The sequence below is a fragment of the Paenibacillus sp. FSL R7-0179 genome (genome assembly GCF_038002265.1).
Lineage (GTDB): Bacteria > Bacillota > Bacilli > Paenibacillales > Paenibacillaceae > Paenibacillus_AQ.
The window spans coordinates 797,314-815,300 of the sequence record NZ_JBBOCC010000001.1 but is presented as its reverse complement, the minus strand read 5'-3'; the positions used below and the strand labels follow the sequence as shown (position 1 = coordinate 815,300).

At 51.3% G+C, this 17,987-nt stretch carries 12 protein-coding genes; 10 read left to right on the top strand and 2 right to left on the bottom strand.

Annotated features, from left to right (window positions below; translation table 11 throughout):
* Positions 1–46 precede the first annotated feature (46 nt).
* The gene (locus MKX63_RS03365) at positions 47–304 is read left to right on the top strand and encodes a hypothetical protein (RefSeq protein WP_341015289.1); all 258 of its coding nucleotides are present in this window, start codon (positions 47–49) and stop codon (positions 302–304) included.
* A gap of 128 nt (positions 305–432) precedes the next feature.
* On the opposite strand, the gene MKX63_RS03360 is transcribed toward MKX63_RS03365, so the two are convergent.
* On the bottom strand, positions 433–990 hold the full coding sequence (locus tag MKX63_RS03360) for a TOTE conflict system archaeo-eukaryotic primase domain-containing protein (protein ID WP_341015287.1): 558 nt from the start codon (positions 988–990) through the stop codon (positions 433–435).
* A gap of 137 nt (positions 991–1,127) precedes the next feature.
* On the opposite strand from MKX63_RS03360, the gene MKX63_RS03355 reads away from it, so the two are divergent.
* Complete coding sequence (locus tag MKX63_RS03355) at positions 1,128–2,045, top strand: VOC family protein (RefSeq protein WP_341015285.1); 918 nt, start codon at positions 1,128–1,130, stop codon at positions 2,043–2,045.
* Positions 2,046–2,142: 97 nt separating this feature from the next.
* Here MKX63_RS03355 and MKX63_RS03350 read toward each other — a convergent pair whose 3' ends face one another.
* A complete protein-coding gene (locus MKX63_RS03350) occupies positions 2,143–4,473 on the bottom strand; it encodes a helix-turn-helix domain-containing protein (protein ID WP_341015284.1) in 2,331 nt (776 codons plus the stop codon).
* A 255-nt stretch (positions 4,474–4,728) separates the two neighbouring features.
* On the opposite strand from MKX63_RS03350, the gene MKX63_RS03345 reads away from it, so the two are divergent.
* The 8 genes from MKX63_RS03345 (at position 4,729) to MKX63_RS03310 (ending at position 17,888) form a co-directional block, all read left to right on the top strand.
* Positions 4,729–5,667 carry an ABC transporter permease gene (locus tag MKX63_RS03345; protein WP_341015283.1) on the top strand — a complete coding sequence of 313 codons (939 nt, stop codon included), beginning with the start codon at positions 4,729–4,731 and terminating at the stop codon, positions 5,665–5,667.
* Between the two features lie 10 nt (positions 5,668–5,677).
* Positions 5,678–6,562 carry a carbohydrate ABC transporter permease gene (locus MKX63_RS03340; RefSeq protein WP_341015281.1) on the top strand — a complete coding sequence of 295 codons (885 nt, stop codon included), beginning with the start codon at positions 5,678–5,680 and terminating at the stop codon, positions 6,560–6,562.
* A gap of 38 nt (positions 6,563–6,600) precedes the next feature.
* Entirely contained in the window at positions 6,601–8,142 is a 1,542-nt protein-coding gene (locus tag MKX63_RS03335) for a DUF3502 domain-containing protein (protein ID WP_341015280.1), read from the top strand.
* A gap of 32 nt (positions 8,143–8,174) precedes the next feature.
* Positions 8,175–9,221: a glycoside hydrolase family 130 protein gene (locus MKX63_RS03330; RefSeq protein ID WP_341015278.1), complete on the top strand. Its 1,047-nt coding sequence runs from the start codon at positions 8,175–8,177 to the stop codon at positions 9,219–9,221.
* A gap of 136 nt (positions 9,222–9,357) precedes the next feature.
* Positions 9,358–13,854 carry a polysaccharide lyase family 8 super-sandwich domain-containing protein gene (locus MKX63_RS03325; RefSeq protein ID WP_341015276.1) on the top strand — a complete coding sequence of 1,499 codons (4,497 nt, stop codon included), beginning with the start codon at positions 9,358–9,360 and terminating at the stop codon, positions 13,852–13,854.
* A gap of 148 nt (positions 13,855–14,002) precedes the next feature.
* Positions 14,003–15,310, top strand: coding sequence for an aminoacetone oxidase family FAD-binding enzyme (locus tag MKX63_RS03320; protein ID WP_341015274.1), 1,308 nt, complete (start codon positions 14,003–14,005; stop codon positions 15,308–15,310).
* A gap of 31 nt (positions 15,311–15,341) precedes the next feature.
* Positions 15,342–16,658 carry a BaiN/RdsA family NAD(P)/FAD-dependent oxidoreductase gene (locus MKX63_RS03315; RefSeq protein WP_341015273.1) on the top strand — a complete coding sequence of 439 codons (1,317 nt, stop codon included), beginning with the start codon at positions 15,342–15,344 and terminating at the stop codon, positions 16,656–16,658.
* 261 nt (positions 16,659–16,919) lie between these two features.
* Positions 16,920–17,888 (top strand): stalk domain-containing protein, encoded by a 969-nt coding sequence (locus MKX63_RS03310; protein WP_341015272.1) that lies wholly within the window; start codon positions 16,920–16,922, stop codon positions 17,886–17,888.
* Positions 17,889–17,987 lie beyond the last annotated feature (99 nt).

Genomic DNA, 17,987 nt, shown 5'->3' with positions numbered 1-17,987 from the left:
GTTGTTCTTAAATGTTGCTTATACATCATACTGGGAGGTGCTGAAGATGAATGAACCTGGATTAGCTAAGGCGATGGACACTTTGCGGTATTTGAGTCAGGATTCTGAGGCCAGACGGTTGTATGAGGCTAGACAGAAGTATTTGCATGATGAGGTATCTATGGTTGAGGGGGCAAAGGCTGCAGGGATTATGGAAGGTAAGCTGCTAGTCGCTCGTAACTTACTGGCAACAGGAATGGATTGTGCTAATGTTGCTAAGTTGACAGGCCTTAGTGAAAGGGAAATGAAGTCTACAGAGCTTTAAAATTGTTAGGTTTAAACTTTGGAGATTCGCAATGAAATTCAAGGACACTGGAGAAATTGTTCAGGTCCTTTTTTTATTGTAGTTTTATCGCATATTGTTAAAAAAGTTTTGTTACTAATTTTTTGGATTTACAAAATAATTATTTCAACATGGTTACTGCACTGCTCCATCACGGCAGTAACATCCTGCTTCCAGTCACGCTTGTCGAAATCCATAGCTAACAGCCAGCAGGTCTCATCCGGCAGCATAGGGTAGATCCCAATGGTCCGGTCTTGCCGTGCATCCAGATGGGCGGACAGAACTTCGGTGCTGAGCGGCAAAAAGCTCTGATGCTTACATACGGAGCATTTCACGCGGGGCTTCTCACAGACAGCAGTCCACTCATTGGCGCATGCTGGTGAATACCCGGATTTACCCTGCTTGTTGCTCCAGCGAATCGGGTAGACATCTTCTCTGCCGCGGAAATAACTTTTATATAGAGCGAGTTTGTCATCTACAGTGGAGTACTGATGAACATTAGATTGGGCAACAGATGCAGCTACCTCGGGGCTGGATTTTTCAGGAAAAGGGGTCGTTTCGCCCTCCTCCTTTGTATGTCCCAGAAGAGCTCTTAACCGGCTGATTTCCAGCTCAAGTTCCTTGATATATGCCAGCGCCGCCTTATATTTGTCCTCGATATTGTCCATTGATAGGTCCTCGTGTTTTCTTTATAGTATACCTTGAAAGCTTTTAAAGAATGAAGAAGCCCCTCATTAGTGTATAATAAAGCAAACTATAGCCCTATCCCTGATCGGAACGGATAGGAAGCTGAGGAGGAATCGTTGTGGCCAGCATCAGACAGAGAATTGTTCCGCATCTATGGTATGACAAAGAGGCGGCAGAAGCCGCCCGCTTTTATGCTTCTGTGTTCCCGGAATCCAGAGTTACAAGTGTGAACACCATTCATGATACGCCGTCCGGCGATGCGGGTCAGGTCTCTTTTGAGGTCTGGGGGCAGCCGTTCATGGCGATTAGCGGAGGTCCTTATTTCAAGCTGAATCCGGCTATATCTTTCTTTGTGAATTTTGATCCATCTCGGGAAAAGGATGCAGCAGAGAGATTAGATGAGGTGTGGGATAAGTTAGCTGAAGGCGGCACAGCCCTGATGCCGCTTGGTGAATATCCCTTCAGTAAGCGTTACGGCTGGATTCAGGATAAGTTCGGAGTGTCCTGGCAGCTGATTCTCACGAACCCGGCAGGGGAAGAGCGGCCTGCGATTATTCCTTCCTTGCTGTTCGTCGGGGATCAGTGCGGGAAGGCCGAGGAGGCGATATCCTTCTACTTATCCGTATTCAAGGATTCGCGGCAAGGGAATATTGCCCGATACCCGGCAGGCTCAGGGCCGGATCAGGAAGGAACGATTATGTTCGCGGACTTCATGCTGGAGAATCTGTGGTTCACGGTAATGGACAGTGCGCATAATCACCAGTTCAGCTTCAATGAAGCCGTCTCCTTCATGGTATCCTGCGATTCTCAGGAAGAGATTGACTACTACTGGGACAAGCTGTCCGCAGTTCCTGAAGCCGAGCAATGCGGCTGGCTGAAGGATGCCTTCGGTATCTCCTGGCAGATTGTTCCTGCGGAGATGAACGAGATGATGAAGAAGGGCACGCCGGAGCAGCTGGCGCGTGTGACGAAGGCTTTTCTGCAGATGAAGAAGTTCGAGCTTGCGGAGCTGCGTAAGGCCTATAAGGGAGAATAAAAGCGGCAACTTGCTGGAATATCAACATTAGCGATAAGGAACACCTCCTTATCGCTTCTTTGCGCGCAGATATAAGAATGTATAGGTTTCACTTGTCCTACACCTTCTGCCCGCCATCCCCCGCACGGTACTTCTTCCGGTACTGGGCGGGAGTCATGCCGTATACCTTCTTGAAGCTGGAATAGAAGGTGTTCAGGGACGAGAAGCCGAAATGCTGCACGATGGGCTCGATCGGCGAGCCGGAGGCAATGAGCTCCTGGCAGATGAAGGCTAGCCGCTTCTCGGATATTTTATCGGTAATGGACTGGGTGGTCTCTGCTTTGTATAGACTGCGGAAATAATTGACCGACAAGCCCAGATGATCGGCCAGCATGGTGGCAGACAGATTCGGGTCGGTGAGATGACTCTCGATGAACTGGTCCACCTGTCCGATCAGGGCGATATTCTTGGATTGGCTGCGGGCCGCCGCAATATCCTCGAGCGTCTTGGTAATCAAAGCCTCCATCCAGGGCATGACGTTATCCATCGTTTCCTGCCGGATGATCTGCTTCTCGATGGACGTCAGCCCCCACGGGCTGGGCAGCGGCTGGGCGGAATGCTCCTGGATGAGCCGGCGGATGTCCATGAACAAGGTGATCAGAGACATTTTACATTCAAAATAAGGCAGCTCCCGCAGCTTCACTACCGCTGAGCGTAAGACCTCCAGAATGACGGCGGCGTCCCCCTTGAGTATGGCCTGGGCGATCTGCCGCTCCTGGCTCACAGGCAAATGATATAATTCCCCGGGTGCAGCGGGCAGCCATTCCTTCACAATGAGCGACCGGTGTCCGAACCGGAACCTCTCCTGCGTCAGATCATAGGTCTCCAGATACACCTCATGCATGTCGGTTAAGCCAGGCAATGTCCGGCCCCAGGCCACAGTGGTTCCCACGGACAAATACTGCTGGATCAGCTGCCCTGCCACTTGCAGCTCCTTCGCGAATTCCTCTGACAACGGAGCCGATAAGACTACAGCCACGTGGTCGTCTCCCATATCTACCGTCTGCAGCTTGTGCCTGGACGATTGCAGCGACTCCTGAATGATATTGGACATCGCGAACCGGAGCAGCCGCCGGTCCTTCTCCGGGTACACTCCCGAGAATTCCGCGAAGTGGTCGATCCGGAAGATGGCTACGGACAACTGATCGCCCGGCAGATCAATCCCCCATTCCACGAATTGAGCGCTGATCTCCGCTGCCGAATGGTACGTCTCCCCCAGGAAATCCCTTAAGAACCGCTCTCTGCCCAGAAATTTATTATGCCGCCATTGCTCGGTCAACTCGTGAATCTGATTATGCTGCGAGGTGAAAACGCTGGATAAGTATTCGAGTTCATTGGCGTTCGCGCCAAGGCCCGGCTTCTCCGCCTGATGCTGCCGCATGACCCGGCTGATCAGCTCCTGAATGGGTGAGTACACCCGTTTGGAGATTAGAATAATCACCGCGAGGGAGGCTGCGAACAAGACGAGGAACAGGATCAGGCTGGTATCGCGCAGGACCGTGATTTTATTCAGGATGGCGGACTTCGGGATCATCTCAATGAAGGTCCAATCCTGGATGCCCTTAACGGAGGAGTCGGCATAGACCACCAGCTTCTCCCCCTGATCCTGGGGCTGGAACAGCTTCCAGCCGCTGGCCCCCTTCATCCCGTGGCTTCTAAGCTCGGCAATCTGCTGCGGATTCATTGGCGTGCTGCTAAAAATCGTCTCGTCCCGGTCATTCAGCACGGTGATCGACCGGCTCGCGAAGTTAGAATTATTCTGCAGCAGGGTCATGAGATTATGGGTATCCACATTCATGACGAACGCGGAGATAGAGCTTCCTTTTTCATAAAATCTTACAATGGTCATTACTTCTTTGGGTGTGTTCCCGGTAAGGGGGAGGGACAAGGTTCTCGGAATAAGCACGCTGTGGTTCGCTGTCTCCGGGTCGCGTAAGCGCTTAATAATATCCTGATCGTAAAAAGCTGCGGTATCATTTAACCCAAGTCTGGAGTCAATGACCGTATTCGTATAGCCGTTAATGAGATAGACGGAATCAATGGAGGGGTTGCCGTTCTTAATATCCATCAGCTGGCTCCATACCTCATAAGTCTCGAAATCGCTGTAATGATCGGAGAGCGCATATACCTTAAGCGCGCTGTCATTGCTGGAGGAGAAGCTGAAATCAAGCGCCCATTCCATCAGCCGCGACGTATTCCGGGCCCCGTTCACCAGGAGGGATTCTGAATGATCGCCGATTTCCTCCAGCAGTGTCTTGGAAGATTGCCCATAGAGCAGTACGAAGGAGATCCCTAAGACCAGAATGTTCGCACTGACAAAGTAAAAAATAAGCTTCATGTAGGTAGGGTGCCGCTTCAGCGAGGCGAAGAACGGTTGTCTGAATTTCATGGCTCTGGAACCTCCGTAATCATAACTGTCCGGCTCATTATAAGTAGATTTATTATAGCACACAGGTTATTTTCGTCTGCCGAATCGTTTGTTTTGGGAAGAGTGTTGTTTTTGGGAAGGCGGTAAATCTGCACTTGCGGGAAGGATCGGCGTTTCTCGGAATTGCTCAGGGCGCAAGGGCTTGATAAGGTGACGGCATAGATAACGGGATGCTCTTCAGGCGATTACCGGTCTTGAGGAAGGGGGGATATACAAATGAACTACCCGCTTAGCGCAGGTAAACGTTCAAAATGGAGGCATATCACGCAGAATCCTTTTCTGTATGTGATGGCTGTACCGGGGCTGTTGTTTTTCCTCGTGTTCAGTTATTTTCCTATATACGGGATTATGATTGCCTTCAAAGATTATGATTTTGCCAAGGGGATCACGGGGAGTGACTGGGTAGGGTTTAGGAATTTCGATTACTTTTTCACATCAGATGACTTCTGGGTTATTCTGCGGAACACACTGCTGCTCAACGTGCTGTTTATTGTGTTCACTACAGTGGCGGCCGTTCTGATTGCCCTCATGTTCAATGAGATCCGCAACAAATATTTCAAACGGATCTCGCAGTCGCTTATTTTCCTGCCTTATTTCATGTCCTGGATTGTGATCGGGATGATTGTCCAATCCTTGTTCGGCGGGGAAGAGCCCATGATTAATGTCTGGCTGCAAAATATCGGTATGGAGCCGGTCAACTGGATGTTTGAGTCGAGCCTTTGGCCTTATATTCTGACAGTGATCCGGGTGTGGCAAGGAGCCGGTTATCTCTCAATTATTTTCCTGGCCGCCATTACGGGGATATCGGAGGATCTATATGAGGCGGCCCGCATTGACGGGGCTTCTAAACTGCAGATTGTGACGCGCATTACGCTGCCGCTGCTGGTTCCGACGATCATGATCATGACGCTGCTGGCCGTGGGCAAAATTTTCAACGGTGACTTTGCGATGATCTATGCCATCATTGGCGACAACTCGATGCTGTATCCGACTACCGACGTCATAGATACCTTTGTCTTCCGCTCAATGCGGCAGCTGCACGATTTCGGCATGTCTTCGGCCGTAGGCCTGTTCCAGTCGGTTATGGGTCTGATCTTCGTCATTGCTGCCAACTGGGTCACCCGCAGGGTATCCAAAGAATCTGCTTTATTCTAGGAGAGGTACTATGATACAGAAACAAAGCGCTGCGGACCGCACCTTTACGGGATTCGCCCATACGTTCATTTTGCTGTTTACTTTATTTTGTCTGTTTCCTTTTCTGCTGATGATTGCCGGCTCCTTTACGGATGAGGAGGAGCTGATAGCACACGGCTATACCCTATTCCCGCAGAAATTATCGCTGGCCGCCTATAAGGCCGTTCTGCAATCCGATGTGCTTTTTAACGGCTATGGCGTCACTCTGTTCATCACCGTTATCGGGGCCTTAAGCGCCTTGTGCATTTCCGCCATGCTCGGCTATTCACTGGCGAACAAACGGAATGTTCTGCAAACGCCCTTTCTGTTTTTTTGCTACTTGCCTATGCTCTTCTCGGGAGGGATCATTCCGTTCTATATTGTGGTCAGCCAGTGGCTGCATTTGCAGAATACGATTTGGGTGCTCATACTGACGATGTTATGCCAGCCATTCCTTGTCTTCCTGCTGGTCAGCTTCTTCCGCACCATACCTGAGGAGCTGGAGGAAGCCGCCAGAATCGACGGCGCGAATGAGATGAGAGTGTTCTTCCAGATTATGATTCCGATCTCCAAGCCGATTCTGGCTTCCGTCGGCCTCTTCTATGCGCTGAGCTTCTGGAATGACTGGTTCATGGGACTGATGTTCATCGACAACGAGAAGTTATTCCCGCTGCAGCTAATCCTGCGCCGGATGGTCTCCAACATGGAAGCGGCCAGGAATCTGATTCCTTCCGGTGCAGCGATTGCAGTGACTCCACCGACATACGGGGTGCGGATGGCGACTACAGTACTGACCATCGGCCCGATTGTGCTGCTGTATCCGATGCTTCAGAAATATTTTGTCAAGGGTCTAACGGTAGGCGCTGTCAAAGGGTAAGTTATTCAGATTGTCCATAGATACGGGAGGGTTACGAGATGAGGTTAAACAAATGGTTCGGCACGGCAACAACAGCGGTATTGGTGTCGTCACTGGTGCTGGCAGGCTGCGGGGGAAATGCGAAGAATGAAGGCAGTACGGCGAATTCTACGAATTCCCCTTCCAGTTCAGAGGGTGCAGCGCCTGCTTCCAAGGAAGTAGTGACGCTGAAGGCTTATTTCCCGGGAGATAAACCTGCGGGGTTCGATGCTGTACTGCAGGCGGTTAACGACAAGCTGAAAAAGGATAATATTGGAGCGGCCCTGAATATCAACTTCATGCCTTGGACCGATTACGGGAATGCAGTATCCGTGAAGATGTCTGCCGGGGAAGAGTTCGATATGTATCTGGATGCCCCTTGGCTGTCCATGAACCAGATGATCGAAAGTAAATCGTTGACGGAGCTGGATGCGGCAGTGGCTGCACGGCCGGAGCTGAAGGCGTCCATTCCGGAGGAAATGTGGGAGTACAACAAATTCGGCGGCAAAATTATGGGGATTCCGCTCGGCACCACTCAGGGCCAGCTGTATGGCGTACTGATCCGTAAGGATTTACGCGAGAAATACGGTCTTCCCGTGCTGAAAACGCTGGATGACCTGGAGAAATTCCTGTATGCAGTCAAAGAAAATGAGAAAGACATCAAGCCTTTTGTCATTAACGGAATTAAGGCCGATAAGCTGCCATTCATCCTGAGTAACTCTGCGAATCTGGCGCAGGATGAAGTGCTGGAGATCGGGGTCAACATGTTCTCGTATTCGATCAAGGATAAGAAGGTCATTGGCCAATGGGAGAGTCCGACGATTGCCGATGCTTATGAACGCGTTACCAAATACTACAAGGATGGAATTATCTCCAAAAATATTGCCCAGGAGCAAAATGCCGAGACGCTGTTCAAGCAAGGTAAATATGCGGCGACCTACTATGCAGCGGATGGGGTCGAGGGACTGAAATACTCGGAGATGCTGAAGGACGGCAGCGACAAGCTGGAGATTTTCATTCCGAACGGGGAGCAGGCTAAGCCCTATACGGCTTATCAGCAATGGAACTTCCTCTGTATCCCGACAACCTCCAAGCATTCTGATGTCACTATGGATGTAGTGAACTGGCTGTCGATTAAGGAGAACCATGATCTGATGGAATACGGCATTCAAGGGAAGGACTGGGAGCCTGTCGGCGATTCAAGCTATAAGGCACTGTCCGGCTATACCTTCCCTGGGTATGTGCTGACCTGGCGGCCGACGCTCAACCGAACACCTGATACCATGATGCAGGATGACAAGAAGTGGTTCGACTTCTCGACCAACACGTCCAATTTCACGCTTAGCCCAATCGCAGGCTTCAACTTCAACGCTGAGAAGGTAAAGACAGAATATGCCAAAATCACGCCGCTGCACGATTCGATCTTCCTGCCGCTAAGCCAAGGCCTGATCCCTGCGGCAGAAGGAAAGAAAACGATGGAGGATAAAATGGCCAGTCTCGGCGGGCAAAAAGTAATTGATGAAATCCAGGCACAGATTGACGCCGTTACCGCCGGGAAATAACAGCACTTAAACCACAGAAAGAGGTCACTCCAATGAAAATAACACGCAGCGCGCATAATCCGCTGATTGAAGCACGGGATGTCGCCCCCTCCCGTCCCGATTTCCGGGTGCTGGGCGCGTTCAATGCAGGCGTGGCGCAGCTACAGGAGGAGACGATCCTTTTGCTGCGCGTTGCCGAAGCGCCAATACCGGACCGGGCAGACGAAGTGCTGGTACCCCGGCTGAATGAAGCAGGAACGGAGGTGCAGGTCGAGCGGTACGACAGGAATGATCCGGGCTATGATTTCTCCGATTCCCGCTTCGTAGCCAAGGACGGACAGACGGTGATGCTCACCTCCTTATCCCATCTTCGGGTAGCGCGGAGCCGGGATGGCATTCATTTCGAGGTCGAGCCGCAGCCGGCCCTGTTCCCGGAGCATCCGCTGGAAGCATGGGGAATCGAAGATCCGCGGGTGACCCAGATCGGGGCCACCTATTACATCACTTACAGCGCGGCCTCCGCGCGCGGTGTTGGTGTCGGGCTGGCGGAGACCCGCGATTTCCGGACCTTCACACGTCGCGGGCTGATGCTGCCTCCCGAGAATAAGGATGTTATGATTTTCCCGGAGAAAATTAACGGCAAATACTACGCGCTGCACCGTCCTGTGCCGAAGTCCTTTGGCGCGCCCGAGATGTGGATCGCGGAATCGCCCGATCTCGACCATTGGGGGAACCACAGGTTCCTTATGGGACTCGGCGAACAGGGCTGGGATTCAGCCCGCATGGGCGGCGGGGCGGTTCCGATTCGCACACCTCAGGGCTGGCTGGCGCTGTATCATGGCGCGGACAGCAGCCACCGCTATTGTATGGGGGCGGTACTCCTGGATCTGGAAGACCCCTCCCGGGTTCTTGCGAGATCGCGTGTCCCTGTGCTGGAGCCGGAAGCTTCCTATGAGGTGAACGGATTCTTCGGCAAGGTCGTGTTCTCCTGCGGCGCGTTGCTGCTGGACCAGACAGTCCGTATGTATTATGGTGCGGCGGACGAAGTGATGGCTGTGGCGGACATCCCGCTTCAGGATATATTAGATACTCTTGTGTAAGGTGAGGAAGGCAGTGGGAGCTGCCTTCCTTAATCTAAAGTTTAGAAAGCGCTAACAAAAGTCTGGTGCAGATAAGCGAAGGAGCGTGTACATGACTGGTAACATGCAAAGCAGGATCAAAAGATGGATATGTCTCATGATGGTGGGTTTGATGATCTCGACTCTCGGGTTCAATTACCCTGTATCGGCGGCGGATAGCTCATCGCAGGAGCTGGCTGAAATGAAGCTGATGAAGCAGCGGGCGGTGGATTTCTATATCTCCAAGGACATCATCAATGACGGAACCAATGGCCGGGTGGAATGGACTTTTAAATCACAGGCCGGAACTTATTTATCGACTCAAAAAGCAGATGGAAGCTGGGTGGATGTAGATTATGCGAATACTACCTCCAGCGCGAACGGCAGAGCGTGGTCGCCTTACCTTGCGCTGGACCGGATGCAATCGATGGCCCAGGCTTTTGCAGATCCGAAGGGGCCTTACTATCACGATGAAGCCATGTTAGCCGGTATTCAGAAAGCGCTGGATCACTGGTTCAAGGTCAAGCCGACCTCCGTCAACTGGTGGGAGACCGGCATCGGCAAGCAACTGCGGCTGAGCAAGGTCGCACTATTATGCGAAGGCTATCTGACTGCGGAGCAGGCTGCCAATATTATCGAAACGTTAGACAAAAACCCCAACACTGTCGATGGTGCCAATTCGTCCTGGTACAATCAGAATTATATGATCCGCGGCTTACTGCTGGAGGATGCCCAGAACGTCCGCAGCGCGGTAGAAGCGTTCAACGTGCTCTCGGCTGTGACAGAGACGGTAACGGGAATTCAGTCCGACATGTCCTTTTTCATGCATGGGAAGACGAATTACACTACGGGCTATGGACGAAGCTTCGCCAGAGATATGTCCTTCTGGGCCTATGTGGTCTCGGGCGCAAGCTTCGCCTACAGCCAGGCGGCTATTGATTCGTTATCCTCCTATCTGCTGGATGGAACCAGATATCTGGTGCGAGGTGATGTTGCCGATCTGGGGATGGGGATGAATGGGCTGGAGTGGCCGGATTATGAGAGCTCTGCGCTGACCTTCTATGAAGATCCGCTAGAGTGGATGCAGGCGGCTAACCCGAAGCGGGCGGATGAGTTCACTGTTTTCCTGGATAATATCCGGGGTGTTGGCACGGTCTCGGGCAATGGACAGGATGCGAACAATATGACGCAATGGCAGACCCTGGTCTCCTCTCATATGCGGAAGGATTACGGAATTACAGTTAAGATGTCCTCCAGCACAGTCAAAGGGGGCGAATGGAGAACCATTAACCCAAGCGGATATAATCTGCTCTACTGGACTTCGCAAGGCGCTACTGCTATCCAGAGAACCGGGGATGAATACAGAAAAGTGTACCCGCTGATGGACTGGAATCATGTTCCGGGAACAACAGCTCCCTACGTTTTCACGAAGGAGAATAATTTCAATAACCCGAAGACCTTTGTAGGCGGCGTGACCAATGAGCGGTACGGAGCCACGGCGTTTGATTTCAACAAGCTGAGTACCAGCGGGAAAAAGGGCTACTTTTTCTTCGATGATGAAATGGTAGCACTAGGCGCAGGCATCACTTCAACGAATGCTGCTCCGGTCCATACGACGCTGAATCAGAGTCTGGCTGCAGGCGATGTGCTGGTAGACGGTAAAGCAGTGATTGATGAAACGTTGCAGGTAAACGGCGGACGCTGGGCTTATAACGATAGTACCGGGTACGTGTTCCCGGATAAGACGAATTTCCAGGTGAAGCAGGAGACGAAGACCGGGAAATGGAGCGATGTGGTTACTGGCAGTTCAACGGAGCCAATCACTAAGCCGGTGTTCTCGATGTGGCTGGATCATGGCGTGAAGCCGGTCAATGCCTCCTATCAATACATTGTATTGCCGGGTAAAACCGCCGGGGAGGTCGCCAGCTATGCGGAAGCAAGCCCGATCAGTATTCTGGCAAATACACCATCTGTGCAGGCGGTCCGGCACCGTTCGCTGGGTATTGCGGAAATGCTGTTCTATCAGCCGGGTACAGTCACGCTAAGAGAAGGATTGACCGTCACCGCAGATAAACCGTCAATGGTGATTGTCGATGAATCCGCGGACCCTGTCCACATCTCGGTGGCGAATCCCGAAACGCCGGGGATTACAGTGAACGTAACGCTGAACCGGAACGGAGATCAGACCACGACCACATACAGACTGGGCAAAGATACGTTTACCGGCCGGAGTATGACGCTGAGCGAGGGAGCTTCTATCGACGACAGAGGGTATGATCTCGCTTACAGTAAGGGCACGGTTGCTTCCTCCAGCGTGGGCAAGCAATTTGACTCCAATGCTACGGATCTGTACAGAAGCTCCAGTTGGAGCTCAAACGCTTCAAATGATGACTGGATTTATGTGGATCTGCAGGATCAATATATGATCAATAAGGTTAGATTGCATTGGGAGAAGGCTTACGGCAGAAGCTATAAAATTCAAGTATCCGATGATGCGGCCACCTGGAAGGACGTTTATGCGACCTCCATGGGGGATGGCGGAATCGACGACATTTCCTTCGGTAAGACCAGCGCCAGATTCGTCCGGATGCTGGGCGTCCAGCAGGGGACAGGAGACGGCTACTCGCTTGCTGAATTTAACGTGTATGAAGCGGTTGCTCCCAACCTTGCAGAAGGCCAGACTGCGATTGCAAGCTCGTCCAAAGCGGCTGATGTGTCGGCAGGGAATGCAGTAGACGGCTCATTGACTTCCCGCTGGGGGTCTAACTATGCCGATCCGCAGTGGATTTACGTCGATTTGGGCTCCGTTCAGGCGATTTCCAAGGTGATGCTGCATTGGGAGGACGCCTATGGAAAAGAATACCGGATCGATGTCTCCGATACGCTGGACGATTGGAAGACGGTATATAGTGCGTCCAATGGAGACGGGGGGATCGATGAGATCTCTATCGATCCGTTGAATGCCAGATATGTCCGGATGTATGGAACTCAGAGAGGGAGCAAGTACGGATACTCGCTCTGGGAATTCAAAGTATTTGGACCAGAGACGCAGCAAAGCGTTCCTGCTAGGGTACAGCTTGCGGCAACCCCATCTTCTGTGGTGCCTGGAAGCAAAGTATCCGTTACGGGTGCTGTCTATGCCGATGGCGATCTTCCGCTGTCCGGTGTAGAGGTTGAACTCACAGCCGCCGATGGAAGCCTTGAACCTGCCAAAGTCACTACAGATGTGTACGGCAAGTTCAGTACGGTGTTTACTGCACCGTCTGTTCCCGGCAAGGTATCCATCTCGGCCCTCCTACCGGCAAGTCCATCTGTGACAGGGGCAGTTACCGTATCCGTAGAAGAAGAGGCTGTGCCTGTATCAGCCCGGATTGAACTGGAGGCCAACCCGTCCTCCGTATCCGCTGGAGGCAAAGTGTCCGTTACGGGAACCGTCTATGACGGTGAAGAGCTACCGTTAGCCAGTGCTGCGGTCCAGGTCACGGCAGCTTCAGGCAGCTTTGAGCCTGCTGTTGCCGTCACGGATGAGCATGGTCAGTTTAGCACAGTCTTTACGGCACCGTCTGCGGCCGGGGATGTGGTTATTACGGCTGTACTGACCGGCAATCCTTCCGTGACGAATACGCTTACCGTATCTGTAAGCAAGGCGATACCAGTCCCTGCTCTTATTGAACTTCAGGCTGCACAGTCTGCCGTAAATACCGGAGATGACGTATCCATTAGAGGAAAAGTCTTGGGCAGCGACAATCTTCCGGTCTCCGGCCAGGAGGTTAGACTCGCAGCTTCTTCAGGCAGCCTTGAGCCTGCTACTGTCGTAACGGATGAGCACGGCCGGTTCAGCGCAGTCTTTACGGCACCTTCCACGCCTGGAGAAGTGTCGGTTACGGCGGTCTTGAGCGCCTATCCGTCCATTACAGGCAGAATCAGCGTTTCGGTCAATGAGCGTTCGGGCGGCGGAAATGGCGGCGATCCTGGAGTCGGAACGCCAACGTCTCCGTCAGTACCAGTACCGCCGGTTATTGTGGGAACGCCTGGTAAGCCGGATGAGAGCCCGCTAACCCCGGTTACTCCTCCTGTGGCTGGTCCATCTCTCACCGATATTGCCGGACATTGGGCCGAAGCCAGTATCCGGGAAGCGGTTAAGCAGGGCATTATTACAGGTTATCCGAATGGCTCATTCCAGCCTAACCGCAACGTGACCCGTGCTGAATTCACGGTCATGCTGGCGAAGGCGCTGAAGCTTCAGAACACAGAAGCAGCGTTGTCCTTCAAGGACAGTGACCGGATCGGATCATGGGCCAAGACAGCCGTTGCGCAGGCGGTAGCTCTGGGAATCATCCAAGGGGATAACAACAGCAATTTCCGCCCGGATGCGCCTGTAACCAGAGCGGAAATGGCCGTCATGCTGGCAAGAGCATTACAGCTGGCTCCCGTTGCCCGCTCCGCTGGATTCACGGATGACCGCGACATCCCCGCCTGGGCAGTTGGAGCAGCAGCCGAGATGAAGAAGTCAGGACTGATGCAAGGCAAAGGCAACAACAGCTTCTTCCCGAAAGCTGCCGCAACGCGGGCTGAGACGGTTACGGTTCTGCTGCGGATGCTGGAGGCTAAGTAAACATAGCCAACCTTTCATTGGTATACGTTAGAACACAGCAAAGCAGCGATTCTCCTGTTAATAGGGAATCGCTGCTTTGCTTATGCTATAATTTAATCAAGTGTTTTTGGGCTTAGAGAAAATTGGATAAAGGATGCATTGACCAACCATGTATGAGAATCAGACTTCTATGCACCACAAGCTCTTTATTATCGGCGCAGGTGCTGCCGGACTAATGGCCGCTGTTACTGCGAGTGATATGGGGATCGATACGGCCATTCTGGAGAGTAACGACCGGATTGGCAAGAAGATCTTAATGACAGGTGATGGCCGCTGCAACATTACGAATGAATCCACTGTGACAGCTGAGGATGAAGCAGCCGCTTTATCGCACAAATATCACAGTAACCAATCCGGATTTCCGCTTGCGGTAGTGCAGCAATATGGCGTCAGCCAGACGATTGATTTTTTCTCCTTTCTTGGGCTTCCGCTTACAAGACTCAAGGGCGGCTTAATGTATCCGATGTCGCTGCAGGCAGCGGCCGTACTGGATATTTTCCAGCTGGCGCTAGAGGATCGGAATGTTCCCGTATACCTTAAGAATAAAGTGGTGGATGTTACGGCTTCGGCAGATCATCCGCGCTTCACGATAAAATGCCTAACGGAGACAGAGGAAGAGGTTGTGTATACCAGCGACTACCTGCTTCTGTCTACGGGTGGAAACACCGGTCCCAATGCAGGAAAAGAACCTCCCGGTTATACCCTTGCCGAACGTCTGGGGCATACCCTGATTGAGCCTTTTCCGGGCATCGTGCAATTGAAGCTGCAATATCCGAATATGAGGGCACTGTCCAGTATCAAATCTCAGGGACAAGCCCATATCATTGTAAAGGGTAAAGTCATCGGCAGTGAACAGGGTGAAATAGCCTTTACAGACTATGGTATCACCGGTCCGCCCATTCTCCAGCTAAGCAGGAAGGCTGCGTATCATCTGGCCAGAGGAGAACAGGTGAAGTTATCGGTGGATTTGATGCCCGGCCGCACAGAGGAAGAGGTAGTCGATTTCCTAGAAAAGCTCTGGGAGACCTTTGGGCACCGAACCGTGGCGGATTCCCTCGTGGGTATCTTTAACAAGAAGCTTGTTACTGTCCTGCTTAAGGAGACGGGCTTAGATCAACAGCCACAGCTTCTTTGCCAGAATCTCAAGCTGAATACTAAGGAGAACTTTTATCGCCTCTTGAAGCGTTGGGAATTTAAAGTGACGGATACCAATGGCTTTACGAATGCGCAGGTAACAGCCGGCGGCATTGATACGTCGGAGCTCACCCGGGGAACGCTGGAATCCAAGCTGGTGCCCGGGCTGTATTTGGCCGGCGAAGTGATGGATGTGGACGGAGATTTCGGCGGCTATAACCTGCAATGGGCCTGGAGTTCCGGATATGTGGCTGCCATGGCGATCGCTAAGTCCATTCAATAAATTTATTAGGAAAAGGGATGCATCAATTAACATGTATAAGGATCAGACTTCTAGGCACCACGAGCTGTTCATTATCGGTGGGGGTGCTGCAGGTCTAATGGCTGCAGTTACAGCGAGGGATCAAGGTATTGATACAGCCATTATTGAGAGCAATGACCGGCTCGGGAAGAAAATCATAACAACGGGTAACGGGCGGTGCAACATTACGAACCAATCCACCGCTACAGGTACGGATGAAGCGGCTGCTCTATCCGTCAAGTATCACAGCAATCAGGCAGGCTTCCCCATACATGTGCTGCGGCAATTCGGTGTCCGCCAGACCATCGATTTTTTCTCCTCGCTCGGGCTTCCTTTTATGAGCTTGGAGAATGGCCGGATGTATCCGATGTCGCTGCAGGCGGCTTCGGTGCCGGGGGTGTTTAAGCTGGCGCTGGAGGACCGGAATGTTCCCGTCTATTATAAACATAAAGTGCTCGATGTGGCCGTATCGGCGGGACATCCGCGGTTCGCGATAACCTGCCAGACGGAGACAGAGGAACAGGTTGTGTATACCAGTGACTATCTTTTTCTATGTACCGGCGGTCTTACCGCTCCCAAAACAGGAACAGACGGCTCCGGTTATACGCTTGTCCAGCGTCTGGGGCACACTATGATCCACCCGGTGCCAGGCATTGTACAATTGAAGCTGGATTATCCGTATTTGAAGGAACTGTCGGGCATCAAATTTGAGGGAGAGGCCCATGTTATCGTAAACAATGAAGTCATCCGCACGGAGTCTGGCGAGATTCTATTTACGGACTACGGGATTTCGGGTCCGCCTATACTTCAGCTAAGCAGAAAGGCTGCGTATAATCTCGGCATAGGAGAATCCGTGACCCTGTCGGTTGATTTGATGCCGGAGCGCACAGAGGAAGAGCTAATTGATTTTCTGGAGATCCACTGGGGGATCTTCGGACACCGGACCGTTGCCGATTCCTTCGTGGGCATCGTCAGCAAGAAGCTGATTCCCGTGCTGCTGAAGGAGGCTGGAATTGATCAACAGCTGCATTTGCTGTGTCAGGATCTATCCTGGAAAACCAAGAAAATATTCTATAAACTATTGAAGCGTTGGGAATTTAAAATCACCGATACCAACAGCTTCACGAACGCCCAAACCACAGCCGGTGGCATCGATACGACGGAGCTAGTCGAAGGAACGCTGGAATCCAAGCTGGTGCCGGGGCTCTACTTGGCCGGTGAAGTAATGGATGTGGACGGAGATTGCGGCGGCTATAACCTGCAATGGGCCTGGAGCTCCGGATATGTCGCTGCGATGGCGCTTGCTGATCGGCGTGCCCGTACCACGTAAAGGGATAGAGAGTGATGCAGTACCAGTGAAGACACCCTTAGGGGTGTCTTTTCTATTTCTCTTTGAGTTATAAATTCGGGGGAAAGGATTAACAATTACTCCCTATTGATCCGATAAATATATAGATACATATTTTAACTTTGGAATGGAATTGTGGGATAAATCCCAGAATATCTTGTCAAGCGGTTCATTTCATTATGTTGATAGCTTTACTTATGGTGGTACATGTAGCATCCAATAAACTGTAGGGGGATTTTCAGAATGAAGTTAGTTAAAATGAGGAAGTCTGTGTTTGTTTCATCTATTGTAGTTTCAAGTCTGCTATTTGGCACAGTAGGGGTGTTTGCAGGAAATGGGGTTGAAGCAATCAAGGCAAAATTGAACCATGATATCAAGTTTGTCCTTAACGGTTCCAAATGGACTCCAAAAGATCAATCGGGTAATAATTTATCTGCTTTAGTCTATAACGGTTCTACATATGTGCCCTTAAGATCTGTGTCAGAAGCTCTTGGAGCGGATGTTAATTTTGATGGGGCTTCTTTAACTATTTCGATTGATGGTTCAGGTGATAGTGGTATTCCTTATAAGGATACCAGTACGGCATCGACTCCCCAAGAACCGGCTAAGCAAACTGTTAACCTGACTGTGACCAATACACCATCTCCAGCGGCAACGACGTCGACTGCTTCGGCTAATGGCGGTAAAACCCTTAGTTCTGCAATTCCAATAGGCAAGTCGGTTACATTTAATGATCCCTATAGTTATGATGGTCTGTCGTTCACAGGAAACTACACTGTCTCCGTAAGCTCAGTAAAGTCAATCTCAAGAAGTGAAATTGCAATTCTTGGTTTCAGAGAGCCAGAAGCCAATGCTTTGATTGAGTATAAATTGGCTAAGGTGAAGTTCGTTATGAATAATGGTAAGATTATCTCTGATGATAAAAACGAAGGCACTTATGTTGCTGTTGATTTTGTACCACAACTGTGGGGTTCTAAAACTTCAGACGGAGACAGTATCGTCGGTGTGAAGAATTCCGGTTTCACCGGCTCCCTGGATGATGCTATCCGTGACGCAACGGATTTAAAAAAGCTTAAGGCGGGTGAAAGTTACAGCTACACTGCAGAAGGTCTTGTAATCGTACCGGTACATAAGGGTGTGGCGAACTATCTGGCCGTCCAGCTCAGAGATAGTAGCGATTATGACAAGTCATTCTTTTACTTCAACCTTTAGTCATCAAGAGGGCTAAGTAATCAAATATGTTTTTCGTTAGCTAAAAGGGGTACCTCTAAAGCCAAATTATGGCATAGAGGTACCCTTTGTTTCTTGAAT

Excerpts from the sequence above, each read along its gene's own strand:
- MKX63_RS03365 (WP_341015289.1), top strand. The coding sequence starts at position 47 with ATGAATGAACCTGGATTAGCTAAGGCGATGGACACTTTGCGGTATTTG.
- MKX63_RS03360 (WP_341015287.1), bottom strand. The coding sequence starts at position 990 with ATGGACAATATCGAGGACAAATATAAGGCGGCGCTGGCATATATCAAG.
- MKX63_RS03350 (WP_341015284.1), bottom strand. The coding sequence starts at position 4,473 with ATGAAATTCAGACAACCGTTCTTCGCCTCGCTGAAGCGGCACCCTACC.
- MKX63_RS03345 (WP_341015283.1), top strand. The coding sequence starts at position 4,729 with ATGAACTACCCGCTTAGCGCAGGTAAACGTTCAAAATGGAGGCATATC.
- MKX63_RS03340 (WP_341015281.1), top strand. The coding sequence starts at position 5,678 with ATGATACAGAAACAAAGCGCTGCGGACCGCACCTTTACGGGATTCGCC.
- MKX63_RS03335 (WP_341015280.1), top strand. The coding sequence starts at position 6,601 with ATGAGGTTAAACAAATGGTTCGGCACGGCAACAACAGCGGTATTGGTG.
- MKX63_RS03330 (WP_341015278.1), top strand. The coding sequence starts at position 8,175 with ATGAAAATAACACGCAGCGCGCATAATCCGCTGATTGAAGCACGGGAT.
- MKX63_RS03325 (WP_341015276.1), top strand. The coding sequence starts at position 9,358 with ATGATGGTGGGTTTGATGATCTCGACTCTCGGGTTCAATTACCCTGTA.
- MKX63_RS03320 (WP_341015274.1), top strand. The coding sequence starts at position 14,003 with ATGTATGAGAATCAGACTTCTATGCACCACAAGCTCTTTATTATCGGC.
- MKX63_RS03315 (WP_341015273.1), top strand. The coding sequence starts at position 15,342 with ATGTATAAGGATCAGACTTCTAGGCACCACGAGCTGTTCATTATCGGT.
- MKX63_RS03310 (WP_341015272.1), top strand. The coding sequence starts at position 16,920 with ATGAAGTTAGTTAAAATGAGGAAGTCTGTGTTTGTTTCATCTATTGTA.